Origin of the sequence: Pseudomonas sp. MWU12-2319 (assembly GCF_023242525.1) — a bacterium.
In the GTDB taxonomy this organism is placed as follows: domain Bacteria; phylum Pseudomonadota; class Gammaproteobacteria; order Pseudomonadales; family Pseudomonadaceae; genus Aquipseudomonas; species Aquipseudomonas gingeri_D.
Genome location: NZ_JALJES010000002.1, coordinates 439,775 through 452,349 on the forward strand (window position 1 = coordinate 439,775; position 12,575 = coordinate 452,349).

General features: G+C 60.3%; 13 protein-coding genes. 6 read left to right on the forward strand and 7 right to left on the reverse strand.

What is annotated here, in order from left to right:
• Positions 1-122 precede the first annotated feature (122 nt).
• Entirely contained in the window at positions 123-1,043 is a 921-nt protein-coding gene (locus M5C01_RS04675) for a LysR family transcriptional regulator (RefSeq protein ID WP_152737449.1), read from the reverse strand.
• A 242-nt stretch (positions 1,044-1,285) separates the two neighbouring features.
• On the opposite strand from M5C01_RS04675, the gene M5C01_RS04680 reads away from it, so the two are divergent.
• A complete protein-coding gene (locus tag M5C01_RS04680) occupies positions 1,286-1,501 on the forward strand; it encodes a hypothetical protein (RefSeq protein WP_152737450.1) in 216 nt (71 codons plus the stop codon).
• Positions 1,502-1,565: 64 nt separating this feature from the next.
• Here the strand turns inward: M5C01_RS04680 and M5C01_RS04685 are convergent, their stop codons facing one another.
• The 3 genes from M5C01_RS04685 to M5C01_RS04695 all read right to left on the reverse strand — a co-directional run bounded on the left by M5C01_RS04685 (position 1,566) and on the right by M5C01_RS04695 (position 4,050).
• Positions 1,566-2,756 carry a cyanate transporter gene (locus M5C01_RS04685; RefSeq protein WP_152737451.1) on the reverse strand — a complete coding sequence of 397 codons (1,191 nt, stop codon included), beginning with the start codon at positions 2,754-2,756 and terminating at the stop codon, positions 1,566-1,568.
• Positions 2,757-2,841: 85 nt separating this feature from the next.
• Positions 2,842-3,381 carry a G/U mismatch-specific DNA glycosylase gene (mug, locus tag M5C01_RS04690; RefSeq protein WP_178129758.1) on the reverse strand — a complete coding sequence of 180 codons (540 nt, stop codon included), beginning with the start codon at positions 3,379-3,381 and terminating at the stop codon, positions 2,842-2,844.
• A 45-nt stretch (positions 3,382-3,426) separates the two neighbouring features.
• Positions 3,427-4,050 (reverse strand): TetR/AcrR family transcriptional regulator, encoded by a 624-nt coding sequence (locus M5C01_RS04695; protein ID WP_152737452.1) that lies wholly within the window; start codon positions 4,048-4,050, stop codon positions 3,427-3,429.
• Between the two features lie 219 nt (positions 4,051-4,269).
• Between M5C01_RS04695 and M5C01_RS04700 the strand changes: the two genes are divergently transcribed.
• From M5C01_RS04700 to M5C01_RS04720, 5 genes are all read left to right on the forward strand, one after another.
• The gene (locus tag M5C01_RS04700) at positions 4,270-5,406 is read left to right on the forward strand and encodes an HlyD family secretion protein (protein ID WP_152737453.1); all 1,137 of its coding nucleotides are present in this window, start codon (positions 4,270-4,272) and stop codon (positions 5,404-5,406) included.
• On the forward strand, positions 5,403-6,875 hold the full coding sequence (locus tag M5C01_RS04705) for a DHA2 family efflux MFS transporter permease subunit (protein ID WP_152737454.1): 1,473 nt from the start codon (positions 5,403-5,405) through the stop codon (positions 6,873-6,875). The genes M5C01_RS04700 and M5C01_RS04705 overlap by 4 nt, the downstream gene beginning before the upstream one ends.
• 19 nt (positions 6,876-6,894) lie before the next feature.
• Positions 6,895-8,343, forward strand: coding sequence for an efflux transporter outer membrane subunit (locus M5C01_RS04710; protein ID WP_152737455.1), 1,449 nt, complete (start codon positions 6,895-6,897; stop codon positions 8,341-8,343).
• A gap of 132 nt (positions 8,344-8,475) precedes the next feature.
• The gene (locus M5C01_RS04715; RefSeq protein WP_152737456.1) at positions 8,476-9,417 is read left to right on the forward strand and encodes an aldo/keto reductase; all 942 of its coding nucleotides are present in this window, start codon (positions 8,476-8,478) and stop codon (positions 9,415-9,417) included.
• 100 nt (positions 9,418-9,517) lie between these two features.
• On the forward strand, positions 9,518-10,453 hold the full coding sequence (locus tag M5C01_RS04720; RefSeq protein WP_152737457.1) for a LysR family transcriptional regulator: 936 nt from the start codon (positions 9,518-9,520) through the stop codon (positions 10,451-10,453).
• Between the two features lie 61 nt (positions 10,454-10,514).
• On the opposite strand, the gene M5C01_RS04725 is transcribed toward M5C01_RS04720, so the two are convergent.
• From M5C01_RS04725 to M5C01_RS04735, 3 genes are all read right to left on the reverse strand, one after another.
• A complete protein-coding gene (locus M5C01_RS04725) occupies positions 10,515-10,787 on the reverse strand; it encodes a DUF2790 domain-containing protein (protein ID WP_152737458.1) in 273 nt (90 codons plus the stop codon).
• Between the two features lie 228 nt (positions 10,788-11,015).
• The gene (locus M5C01_RS04730) at positions 11,016-11,807 is read right to left on the reverse strand and encodes an ATP-binding cassette domain-containing protein (RefSeq protein ID WP_152737459.1); all 792 of its coding nucleotides are present in this window, start codon (positions 11,805-11,807) and stop codon (positions 11,016-11,018) included.
• 18 nt (positions 11,808-11,825) lie between these two features.
• Positions 11,826-12,563, reverse strand: a complete 738-nt coding sequence (locus M5C01_RS04735) for an ABC transporter permease (protein WP_152737460.1) — start codon at positions 12,561-12,563, stop codon at positions 11,826-11,828.
• Positions 12,564-12,575 lie beyond the last annotated feature (12 nt).

Below are 12,575 nucleotides of genomic sequence, written 5' to 3' on the forward strand. Positions count from 1 at the left end.
ATGCGTTCGAATTTCGATGCGTGATCATTCTGGAGACCAATGTACTGTCCGAAATAATGCGACCTGATAAAGAACTCCAAATCCATGAGCACTCGTGGACTCCAGGCGTCATCTACCCGCCCCTAGGCACAAACCTTGGCAATCTGCTCACGCAGCCAGGTATTGGCACTGTTTTGCTCGGCTTTCCTGTCCCACAACATGTCGATGGTGAAATTGGGCAAACCCGCCGGCGGCTTGCAAAACGCGAACTTGGTTTCATCACAGATCCGCCTCTGGAGACGGCGAGGCAACATCAGAACGAGATCGGTTCCACTGAGCATTTCAAGTGCCGCCACATAACTGTTGGCGCGGGCGACTATCTGCCGGGTATAGCCCTGTTTGCCGAGCCAGCCATCCACCATGTTGGTGTCTGAGGTCCAGGGCGTCGGAAAGATATGCTGGCGCGCGACAAAGGTGTCCAGGTTGAACCTGTTCTCTGGCGGCGTGAAATGCTTGTCGACCACGCACACCAGGTCATCGTCCAGCAGGATCTTTGATTTGAAGGGCTTGGCGTCACGATGAAAGTTCGGACCGGCACAAATCACCAGGTCAATACGACCGTCGACCAATTGTTCGACCGGAACATCCTTGTGGAACTTGTGGGTGTTCACAATGATCGGCAGGTTGCTCTTGATAAAACTTTTCAGTAGGTCGGGGAGGATCAGGAGTTCGAAGTACTCCGGTGCGCAAATATTAAAAGTGATCTCTTTTTCGGTCGGGTCAAATACGTTGACTCCGGAATGACACAGGTTGATGTTTTTTATAATGTTGACCACATGGCTGTACATGCTGGTGGCCTTGCTGGTCGGCCACATGGCATTACGGGTGTGGATGAACAACTCGTCCTCGAAGCTGGTCCGCAGCTTTTTCAGGCAGTAGCTGACCGTGGACTGGCTGACGCAAAGGGTTTCGGAAACCTCGGTGACGCTGCTCTGCTCATAAACCGCGACGAATACCATCAGGTCCTGCATGTCCAGCTTTCTGAGCAAATTGCTATTGAGCATAAAATCCGTCTCGGTCAGGTTCCATAGGCGTTACTTTTGCTCATGTTTGTAGACAAGCAGCCGATTGAGATATTAGGGGATGGGATTTGTTTTTTAAATAGCCTGTGGGCGACCCCTTCACTATAAAGGCTTGGCCCTCGCGTTATCCTTGCCAAGAAGAAAATCGCCATGATTCATGATTGTATCTCCCTCTTTGTGGTCGTCAGCGACGCCTCGGTCCTTCAGGCCCACGCGGGATGAACATGAATATTGCCAACTGGCGGGACGCCGCCGGCCAGCATTGCCCGGGGCTACCGGCCTTGTTCGAAGGGCAACGGCAAGTCGCCAACTATGGTGCCTTTGCCGCCCTGGTCCGCTACCGCGCTGACGGCGCGCCCCTGTACCTGTCGGATCGGGTGGATCCGACAGCGCTGCGCCCGTGGTTGAAGGCAGGGGCAAATGACCCCTTTGTTCCCTGAAGAACGTTTCCACGTAACCCCATTTCCAATGGCAGGCTGATCAGCCAGGAAAGGACCGCGACGACTAGTGGATGTGCTGTGCGTAGTGCTTCGGATTGAAGCGCAGGACCATCACGATCATCACGGCCATCACCGCCGTCAGTGACCACCAGGCCCACTCGAAGCTGCCCAGCTGGTCACGAATCACCCCGGCAATCAGCGGCGAGAGCCCGGCGATCAGATAACCGATCCCTTGCACGAAGGCGGTCAGGCCGCCGGCACGACGCGGGTTGTCCAGGTGGTCGAGGGAAACGATCAGGCTCATCGGGAACAACCCGCCGATACCCAGGCCCAGCAGGCATGGCCAGAGCAGGGTGAAGCGTTGCGGGCTGAGGATCAGGCCGCAGAAACCGGCGATGATCAACGCCAGCAAGACCGCCAGCACCAGGCGTCGGTCCTGGCTGCGGTTGGCGATTACCGGGGTGACCAGGCCGGACACTACTTCCATGGCGGTCAGCAGGCCCAGCAGCAAGCCGGCGCTTTGTTCGCTCCAGCCTTTTTCCACGTAGTAGGGCGCCAGCCAGGCCAGCACGCAGGTGTAGGACGCCGTGCCCAGGCCGAAGAAGATCGCCAGCAGCCAGGCCCTCGAATTGCTGAAGAATGACTCCTGTTGGTGGCTCGTCGAGGCCTGCGGCAAGTGCGGAACCGCCGAGCGCTGGGCGAACCAGACCACCAGGCTGACCAGCGCCAGCAGCGCCCAGATGGCGAGGCTGATCCGCCAGCTTCCAGTCTGTGCCAGGACGAACGGCGAGAACGACGCCGCGAGCGCCGCGCCGCCCATGATCGAGGTCACGTAGATCCCCATGAACAGCGAGACGTTGTGGCTGAAGCGCGACTTGATCAGCGCCGGCATCACCGCTTGGATCAGGGCGATCCCGAGGCCCGCGAGTACCGCACTGAGGATCAGCTCGACGGTGCTGTCCAGGTAGAGTCGCGAAGCCGTCGCCAGGCCGATGACCAGCAAAGACAGGACGATGGTGCGGTGTTCGCCGAAGCGCTGGGCGATGCGCATGCCGAGGAACATGGCCAAACCCATCGCCATGACCGGCAGCATGGTCAGCAACGATGCGGCGCTGAAACTCAAGGGGATATCCCCGCGAATCGCCGACAGCAAGGGCCCGACCGCGGCCATCGACGGCCGCAGATTGAGGGCGACCAATACCACACTGACCATCAACCCTGCGGCGTGGGTGCTTGAAGCTCGTATATGTTCCATTCGGGAGCCTTGGTTAACAAAGCTCTAATTAGGCCGTCGCGGATGGGCAGGCGCAATTTGATAAGTAGGCCGGGATATCGAGAAATTAGGATTCAGCCACTTCCAGGACCGAAAGGTGCCCGAGTGCCGCCAGATGCAGTTGACGGTACGCCGCCACCAATTGATCGAGGCTGAACGCACGATTACGCCCACTGGGATTGGGCAGCACCCAGACCGCCGCATGGCCGAAGGTCTGTGGCTGAAGTCCCCAGGCGATGTCTCGTTGGCCGGACAAGCCGCAGTACGCCGCCTTGCCGAGAAAGGCCACGAAGCGCGGGGCGTAGCGGGCGATCTTGTGCTCAAAGTCCCTGGCGATGGCGGTGAATTCAGCGGGAGACAGCTGATCCGCGCGCGCCGTGGGCCGTTCAACCACGGCGGTCAATCCACACCCATGCTGCAGGATTGTCCGGTCGTTTTCCGGGCGGATTTCCTCAGGGGTAAAGCCGGCCAGATGCAGCGTGCGCCAGAAACGATTGCTTCTGCCGGCAAAGTGATGCCCCTGGGCGGCGGCCAGTAGTCCCGGATTGATACCGCAGAAAATCACCGCAAGGCCTTCATCAAGAATGTCTTCGAGTCTTTCAGCCACCCCACACCTCGCAAGCCCGGCGGGTGCCGAGCACCTCGTTCGAGCTCATCCGCAGATCACCTTGACCGCATTGCGTGCCAGCTCCGTCAATTCGGCGCGGGGTTTGCCCGCCCGAGCCCGTATCGAAAGGCTGTGCAGCAGGGAGGAGGCGAGTACGGCAAGGGCGGCCGGGTCGGCATCGCCTTTCAATTCGCCAGCGGCGACGGCCAGGCGCAGGCGCGCTTCGAGATCGGCGTCGAGCTGGCTCAGGCGATCCGCAAGCAGGTCACGTATTTCACGGTCTTCGGCAGCCTCGGTGGTGGCCGTGCCGATCACGAAGCAGCCCCGTGGCTGACCGTCACCCGAGAAATAGATCGACAACTGCCCCTCGTAGAAACCCAGCAACGCCTCGCGCAAGGTCAGCGTGCTGTCCGTCAGGGCCTCGTGCACGGCGGCGCAGGCCTGCGCCCAATACTGCTCGAACGCCTTGATATAGAGGGCATGCTTGTCGCCGAACGCCGCATAGAGACTGGGACGGTTCATGCCCGCCGCCGTGGCGATGCTGTCCAGTGACGCGCCGGCATACCCGGTGCTCCAGAAAACCCCAAGCGCCTGCTGCAGCGCGGTCTGCGGGTCATACGCACGAGGCCGGCCGCGGCCTTTGGCTTCGGTGACTTTATTTTGTGCCATGTTGTATAAAAATCCTTGAGTGAAGGCTTGCGTGGGGATATTCTTACACCATCGCACAAAATTAAGGAACCATAAGTTCCTGAATCTCGGATTTGTTGTGGCGGAGCTCGAACCGGGTGGTGCTGCGATGAAACAGGTGCCCTGGAGACACCCTCCAGGCCGCGCATGGACTGCTTTCTCACAGCGACCCCGATTTCCCGGTTAAAGGTGCATTCGATCATGACCCAACAGTTCGACATCCCCGCTTCGCAGACCTTTGAGCATCCAGGGCCGAACCCGGCTGGTACGCTTGTCCGCAAACCGTTCAAGGAGCGGTTGCGGCCATGGCTGATGGTGGGTGTTCCAGTGCTTTTCGCGGCCGTCGGGTATGCCCGCTATCTGGCCGGCGAACCCTATGTCTCGACCGATAATGCCTACGCCCGGGTGGCGAAGGCCTCGGTCAATGCCCGGGTTTCCGGGCAGGTGGTGGACATCGCCGTTGAGGACAATCAGCCGGTACGCAAGGGCCAGGTGCTGTTTCGGATCAATCCGGAGCCGTTCCAGATCGCGGTCAACCGCGCCGAAGCCCAACTGAACGTAGCGCGGCTGCGTATCCAGGGACTCAAGAGCAGCTACCGCCAGCAACAGGCCGAACTGCAATCGGCCAAGGAGTCGGCCGGCTTCGACCAAAAGGAGCTCACCCGCAAGCAGGCGCTGGTGGCGACCGAGTTTGTCTCGCGCTCTGTTTATGAGCGCGCGGACACCGACCTTAAAATGGCGCGGCAGCACGTGGCGTCTATCGAACAACAGATCGCCAGCACGGTGGTTGCGCTGAACGGCAATCCGGATATCGACGTCGACAGCCACCCGGCGATTCGTGAGGCCAAGGCGCAGCTGGATGAGGCGCAGCTCTATCTTTCCTACGCGACGGTGTATGCGCCGGACGATGGCATCGTCGCCAAGGTCGACGATTTGCAGGTGGGCAACTATGTCAGCAATGGGGCGCCAGCTTTTGCCCTGCTGTCTCGGCGGGTTTGGGTCGAGGCCAACTTCCGTGAAACGGAGGTGACCCATATGCATCCGGGCCAGGCCGCGATGATCCGTATTGACACCTATCCGGGGCACGCCTTCAAGGCCCACGTGATCAGCATGAGCCCGGGGGCCGGCGCGGACTTCGCCCTGTTGCCGCCGGAAAATGCCACCGGCAACTGGGTCAAGGTGGTCCAGCGGGTTCCGGTTCGACTTGAACTCGATCAAGCCGATCCGGATCTGCCGTTGTTCTCCGGCACCAGCGCCACGGTCCAGGTCGATACCGGCTATCGCTCGTCCTGGTGGAAGCCGATCGCGGCGCTGTTGAGCGCGGGGACTGACCAATGAACGCCAAGCCCGGAGAAGAGGGCGCGCTTACGCTCAGGTTTGCCGCGCTGTTCGTGACCTATATGCAGTCCGCCAGCCTGCCGCTGCCGAATGCGGTGCTCCGGTTTATCCAGGGGGCGATGTCGATGAGTGATGACCAGGCGGGTTGGGTCTTCACTTCGTATCTGGCGGCGAGCGCGATCACCCTGCCGCTGGCGCAGTGGCTTGCCGGGAGATTCGGTTTGAAGCGGGTGTATCAAGCCGCGATAGCCGGCTTTGTCCTGGGTTTGTTGCTCGCGACCCAGGCAACGACGCCGCTGGAGTTCGTCGGTGCACGGATTATCCAGGGCGCCGCGAGTGGCGTGCTGGCACCGCTGTCGATGGCGATTGCCATGGAGACTTTACCGCCCGCACGGCGCGGGACCTTTGGCCCGATATGGACGGCCATTGTGCTGCTGGGCATCGTCAGTGGCCCGAGTCTCGGTGGCTGGCTTGGCGAGCTTTACGGTTGGCGTTCGATCTTCTACATCAGCGTTCCGTTGTCGCTGTTCATCTTCCTCGTGGTGACATTTTTGTTGCCGGAGAAAAAGGCCGAGAAACGTCCGCCCTTTGACTTCTTCGGTTTCGGTAGCTTCACGCTCGGCATGATCGGCCTGCAAATGCTGCTCGACCGTGGGGAGCGCCTGGAGTGGTTCGACTCGCTGGAAATCTGGCTGGAAGCCCTGGCCTGTGCGCTGGGGCTCTACCTGTTCGTGGTGCATGTGCTGACCGCCAAGGTGCATTTCCTCAGCAAGGGCTTGTTCCGGGATCGCAACTTCGTGCTGTCGACCGTGATGTTTTTCGCCCTCGGTTTTGTGCTGCTGTCGACCATGGCGCTGACCTCGCCGATGCTGGATGAACTGCTCGGTTTTCCGCCTGACACCACGGGCTACCTGACGATACCGCGGGGTGTCGGGTTGGTCGGTGCGTTCCTGCTGATGGGCCGTGTTCCCGAACGTTTCGACCGCCGGCCCTTCGTGGCGGGGGGCATCGCCATGGTGATCTATGCCAACTGGCTGATGCTCGGTTATTCACCCTTGATGGACGGCTGGCCGGTGGCGGTTGCCGGTTCGCTCCAGGGCGCCGGTCTCGGGGTATTGATGCCGGCGCTGAGCAAGGTGGCGTTCAGCACCCTGGACCCGAAGCTGCGCCCGGAAGGGACGGGCTTTTTCAATCTGGCCCGTGTCTATGGCAGCACCCTGGGCGTGGCGGTGGTGCAGGCCTGTTTCTTCAACAACACGCAGGCGATGCATCAGGCGCTGGCCAGTCATCTGACCGCGTATCGCATGGCCGCCTCGACGTCCTTGCCGGCGCTGGGCGCGCTCAACGAAATGATCACCGGCCAGGCGGCCTTCATCGCCATCGTCGACCAATTCAAGATTTTGCTGTGGGTGATGCTGCTGGTGAGTCCGCTGGTGGTGTTGCTTCGCAAACCCGTTCCGACCAACTAGTTTTCGTGGAGTCTGGCAAATGAAACCCAATGCATTCGTCCTCAACAGACACCTCTTCCCGACGACGGTCGGTGCGGTGTCGGCGGCTTTTTTCCTGTCCGCCTGTACCGTCGGCCCTGACTACAAGGCACCCTCGGAAAGCGCGTCGCAGCACTATGACCAGCAGGCCGAGCAGGGCCTCGGTCAGAAGGGCCGGATTGACCTGGGCCAGAAGATCAACGGTGACTGGTGGTCGGCCTTTCAATCACCCAAGCTCGACCGGGTTGTCCGTCGGGCAATCGAGGGCAATCTTGAGCTGGTGGCGGTTGACGCGACGCTCCGGCAGGCGGCTTCGTCCGTGGTTGCGGCGCAAGGCGCGCTCTATCCGCGGGTCGATTTTGCCGCCCAGGCCGGTCGCCAGCGGGTCCATACCGCCGCCGACCCATCGGTGGCCAACTTCTACAGCATCGGGCCTCAAGTCAGCTTCGACCTGGATGCGTTCGGTGGTAACAAGCGGCGGGTCGAACAACAAGCGGCTTTGGTTGATCTTCAGACGCATCGCTACGAGGCGGCGTATCTGAGCCTGACCGGCAACGTCGCCAGCCAGGCGCTGCTGGTGGCCTCTGCCAACGCGCAAATGGCGGCGGTCGAGAAACTGCTGGCCGATGACACCCGGAATCTTGAGCTGGTGCGCATGGCCCACCTCAATGGCAGCACCACGCAGGTCGATGTTGCGCTGGCCGAGACACGCTTGGCGCAGGATCGCACGCTGTTGCCGTCCCTGGCCCAGCAGCGGGATGCGGCACGTCATGCGCTGTCGATTCTGACCGGGAAGGGGCCGGCCGACTGGATTGCGCCGGACTTCGACCTGGCCGAATTTGCCTTGCCCTCCGGTGTGCCGGTCAGCCTGCCCTCGGAAATGGCCCACGACCGGCCCGATGTCCGGCAAGCCGAGGCTGACTTGCAGATGGCCAGTGCCGCCGTGGGGATCGCGACCGCGAACCTGTATCCGCATGTCGAGCTTTCCGCATCGTTGGCGCAGGGCGCTTCCGGCAATGGCGGCGCGGCGCTCTGGGGCTTTGCGGCGGGACTGGCGGGGCCGATCTTCGATGGCGGAACGCTCAAGGCTGAACGCCAGGCAGCCGTCGACGGCTACAAGGCGTCTCTCGCCGGCTACCAGCAGACGGTCATCCAATCCTTCGGCCAGGTCGCTGACACGTTGCAGGCCATCAACCATGACGAGCAGGAAAACCTCGCCCAAGGGGACGCGCTGCGCGCCGCCGAAACCAGTTTGCGCTTGAACCAACAGGCCTATGCGCAAGGCGAGAACAGTGTTCTTCAAGTGCTGGAGGCCGAGCGTGCGTATCAACAGGCGCTGCTGGGACAGATCCGCGTGAAGACCGCGCGGTATCTCGACACGGTGCGCTTGTTCGTGGCGCTGGGCGGTAACTCCGTCGGTGTGCTTGAGCAAAAAGTGGCGGGTCGCTGACAGCGGCAAGGCCGAATCCATAGCCGAGCCATGTCTTGGCGGACCGTTTCCGCGAACTGGCCGGCCTCTCGAGATTTTATGAATGGTCACTGCCGCGGTTGCGGTGGTGGCCCCAGGCAATGGAGTAAAGGCATGACTTATCACGATGCGCTTCGCGACACCAAATTCCCTATTGCCCACGGAACTGGCGAGATGCCGGCCGTTGGTTTTGGCACGCTGTTTCGAGACCTCTCGGTGACCACGCAAGCGGTCAAGGCCGCGTTGGAAACGGGCTTTCGTCATTTCGATTGTGCGGAGCGCTATCGCAACGAAGAAGGTGTCGGTGTTGCTCTGCAGGAGGTTTTACAGGCCGGCAAGGTTCGGCGAGAAGAGCTGTTCATTACCACCAAGCTGTGGAATACCAACCATCGTCCCGAGCGCGTCGAGCCGGCATTTGCCGCCAGCTGCCGCCGACTTCAGGTGGATTACATCGATTGCTACCTGATCCATACGCCGTTTGCCTTTCAGCCCGGCGATGATCAGGACCCGAGGGATTTTCAGGGGCATGTCATCTACGATTCGGGTGTCACCTTGATCGAGACCTGGAGGGCCCTTGAGCACCTGGTGGATGAAGGCCGGTGCAGGTCCATCGGTTTGTCTGATATCACCCTGGACGCGTTGAAAGCGCTGGTGGCCGTGGCGCGGATAAAACCTGCCGTCGTGCAGGTTGAATCCCACCCTTATCTGCCTGAATGGGAACTGCTCGAGTTCTGCCAGGAGCACGGGATTATCCTCCTGGCATTTGCGCCACTGGGGCATGGCATGGAACCCAATGTGCTGGAAGAACCGGTAATGACCGCAATCGCCCAGCGCTTGCAGAAAACCCCGGCGCAAGTCGCATTGGCCTGGGCGGTACAGCGGGGAACGGCTTTTCTGACCACCAGCGCAACACCGAGCCATATCCAGGAAAACTTCGATATTGCCACCTTGCCGCATCGGGCCATGGCTGAAATCCGGGACGATATCACCACCCGGATACGCTTCAACTCGGTAGTGGAAACCGGCGTGCCCGGGTTTATTCCGCGCAAGAAATAACGCGTAAGCAGGGGGCGGCTTTTGCAGGGTCGCCCCTTTTTTACGAGCCATTCTCCAGACCGGGCTATGGTATTTTTGCTGATTTCCCGAGGTGGAAACGATGGACGTCTTCCAGACCATGCGTTTTTTCACGGTGGTCGCTCAAAGCGGCAGCTTTACCGGGGCCGCCGAGATCCTGAACAGCACCACCGCCAACGTCTCCAAAGCCGTCTCCAGCCTTGAGGCCAGGCTGCAAACCCGCTTGATCAACCGGACGACCCGGCGCCTGGCACTCACCGAAGCCGGTGTGCGTTATTTGCAGCGCTGCGAGAAAATCCTCGATGAGGTGCGTGAAGCGGAAGAGGAAGCCGGTACCGCTCAAGTCATGCCGGCCGGCAGGCTGAAGATTCACGCCATGTCGGCCATCGGCAATCACTATGTGATCCAGGCCATTGCCAGGTATCGAGAGACCCATCCCTCGGTGATGTTTGATCTGGTCCTGACCAATCGGCTGCCTGACTTGCTGGAGGAGGGCTATGACATGTCGATTGTGCTGGCGCGGGATTTGCCCGATTCAGGCTTTGTCGCCCAGCGGCTCGGTAGCACCTACAGCATTCTGTGTGCGTCGCCCGCCTACCTGGAAAAACGCGGGCATCCCGAGTCTCCGGGGGATCTTTGTTCACACGACTGCCTGAGAATCGTGAACACGGTGATGCCGGCTGAAAACTGGATATTCGAAGGGCCCGAAGGCCTGGAGAGCGTCACGACACCCCTGTCTCCCTTGCACATCAATACCGCCGACGGCATGACCGTTGCGATAAAAAGCGGAATGGGGATCGGGATACAGCCTATTGCTTCGGCTGTCGAGGGACTGAGGAACGGAACATTGGTGCGGGTACTGCCCAACCATCATCTTGAAGAGTTGAATCTGTTTGCAATCTATCCTTCGCGAAAGTTCGTCGATGCCAAGATAAAAACCTGGGTCGAGTTTCTCAAAGGCGCGATTCCGGAGTTGTTGGCATCCAATAAGGAAGTTGTCGGTTCACAATCACGATAATGGCTTTTTCATCTGGCCGTGCGGGGAAGGAGTGTCGACCCTCCATCGTCCACAAAGGTACTCAGCCGTTTGAACAACCGCTGCCCATCACTTGATATTGCAGGATGTGGCGTTGGCCGTGGGAGTCGTCATAGGTCATCTGCACGGGCACCGGCGCGCATTGGTCGGCGGCCTCGGTGATGGCAATGACTTTCTCGATATCGGGTTTTGCTGCAGCGGTGTAAGTTTCAACCGGGAGCTGGCTGGTGGCGGCTGTTGAATAGCCGTCGTCGGCAAATGCCTGCGCCGCTGCACTGCCAAGAATAAGAACCAATGCCATTTTTGCGAAGTTCATGATGTTCACCGTATCGTCTGGAGTTTCGAGTGTTTACCTCGTGAGGGGTTAATGCTTATTGCATTGGCTCACTGGGTAGAGACGATATTAGGTGTTTGTTATTCCCCCATATAGCGGCTCACTGGACAAACACTGTTGCCAGATTCCACATCAATGACCGACTGGAAAAGACAACGGCCCCAAATCAGGGGCCGTTGTCGTTCCGCGAGGTAGTGGCGCCGAGCGGCTTTATTCGGTGGTGCGCTCATGATGGCTGGAGACGAATTGCTTGAAGCGTTCGGTAGGCAAGCCTTCGAACAGTTCCGTCGGCGTGCCCTGGACGTCGATCAAGCCGCCGTGCATGAATACCACCCGGTTTGACACGTGGCGGGCAAAGCCCATTTCGTGAGTGACCACCAGCATGGTGCGACCTTCTTCGGCCAGGGAGCGCATCACCCGCAACACTTCGCCCACCAGTTCAGGGTCAAGGGCCGAGGTCGGCTCGTCGAACAGCATCACCTGCGGGTTCATCGCCAGTGCGCGGGCAATCGCCACGCGCTGTTGCTGACCACCGGACAGGTGCGCCGGGTAATAGTCGCGGCGATCGTACAGGCCGACCTTGTGCAGCAGGGCCTCGGCTTCCTCGACGCACTCGGCACGGGAGCGCTTGAGCACCCGCATCGGGCCTTCAATGACGTTTTGCAGCACGGTCATGTGCGACCACAGGTTGAAGCTCTGGAACACCATGCCCAGGCAGCTGCGCATGCGCTCGACCTGGCGGGCGTTGCTCGGGGTCTGGCGGCCGTCGGCGTGCTGCTTCATTTCGATCATTTCACCGTTGACGGTGATGATGCCCTGATCGGGGGTCTCCAGCAGGTTGATGCAGCGCAGGAAGGTACTTTTCCCGGACCCACTGGCACCGAGGATCGAGATCACGTCGCCCTTGTGGGCTTCAAGGGAAATGCCCTTGAGGACATGGGCGCTGCCGAAGGACTTCTGAATATTAGTCACCGACAGGGCAGAGGCGGACTGAGTGCTCATGGCAGGCTCCGTATCAAATCAGGAATGGGTAGGCAGCGAAGGGCTGGCTTTTTTGATGGTGTCGACTGGTCGCTCACGCAAGTGCGGCGAGAGGCGATACTCAAGCCAGGCGACTGCACGGACGACCAGGAAATTCAGCACCAGGTAGATCATGGCCGCGCAAATGAACACTTCCATCGTGCGATAGGTGCGCTGGATGATCTGTTGCGCAACGCCCGTCACGTCCCACACCGTCACCAGGCTGGCCAGCGCCGTGGACTTGACCAGCAGAATGGCTTCGGTGGAGTAGGCCGGCAGGGCCTGGCGCAAGGTGACCGGCGCAATGATCCGGCGCAGCAATTCCCACGGCGACATGCCCACGGCCTTGCCGGCTTCGATCTGCCCCTGGGGTACGCTGAGCAGCCCGCCACGAATGATCTCGGCGGTATAACCGGCGGTACACAGGGCCAGTGAAACCACCGCGCAGCCATAGGGCGACTTGAGCAGGACCCAGGCGAAGCTGTCGCGGATGGCCGGGAACTGGCCCAGCCCGTAGTAGATCAGGAACATCTGGATCAGCAGCGGCGTGCCGCGAAACAGCATGATGTAGAAACGCGCCGGGTAGCTGAAGAACCACCAGCGGCTGACCCGCAGGCTGACAATGCCGACGGAGAGGGTCAGGCCGATCACCAATGAGCAGAAAAACAGCGTCAGCGTGGTGGGCAACGCGGCCAACAGCTTGAGCATGGTGTCAGCGAGGAACGGAAAATCGATCATAAGTAGTCCTTC

Bases quoted from the DNA above. Each gene is read 5' to 3' on its own strand.
- M5C01_RS04675 (WP_152737449.1), bottom strand. From the start codon at position 1,043: ATGCTCAATAGCAATTTGCTCAGAAAGCTGGACATGCAGGACCTGATG.
- M5C01_RS04680 (WP_152737450.1), top strand. From the start codon at position 1,286: ATGAATATTGCCAACTGGCGGGACGCCGCCGGCCAGCATTGCCCGGGG.
- M5C01_RS04685 (WP_152737451.1), bottom strand. From the start codon at position 2,756: ATGGAACATATACGAGCTTCAAGCACCCACGCCGCAGGGTTGATGGTC.
- M5C01_RS04695 (WP_152737452.1), bottom strand. From the start codon at position 4,050: ATGGCACAAAATAAAGTCACCGAAGCCAAAGGCCGCGGCCGGCCTCGT.
- M5C01_RS04700 (WP_152737453.1), top strand. From the start codon at position 4,270: ATGACCCAACAGTTCGACATCCCCGCTTCGCAGACCTTTGAGCATCCA.
- M5C01_RS04705 (WP_152737454.1), top strand. From the start codon at position 5,403: ATGAACGCCAAGCCCGGAGAAGAGGGCGCGCTTACGCTCAGGTTTGCC.
- M5C01_RS04710 (WP_152737455.1), top strand. From the start codon at position 6,895: ATGAAACCCAATGCATTCGTCCTCAACAGACACCTCTTCCCGACGACG.
- M5C01_RS04715 (WP_152737456.1), top strand. From the start codon at position 8,476: ATGACTTATCACGATGCGCTTCGCGACACCAAATTCCCTATTGCCCAC.
- M5C01_RS04720 (WP_152737457.1), top strand. From the start codon at position 9,518: ATGGACGTCTTCCAGACCATGCGTTTTTTCACGGTGGTCGCTCAAAGC.
- M5C01_RS04725 (WP_152737458.1), bottom strand. From the start codon at position 10,787: ATGAACTTCGCAAAAATGGCATTGGTTCTTATTCTTGGCAGTGCAGCG.
- M5C01_RS04730 (WP_152737459.1), bottom strand. From the start codon at position 11,807: ATGAGCACTCAGTCCGCCTCTGCCCTGTCGGTGACTAATATTCAGAAG.
- M5C01_RS04735 (WP_152737460.1), bottom strand. From the start codon at position 12,563: ATGATCGATTTTCCGTTCCTCGCTGACACCATGCTCAAGCTGTTGGCC.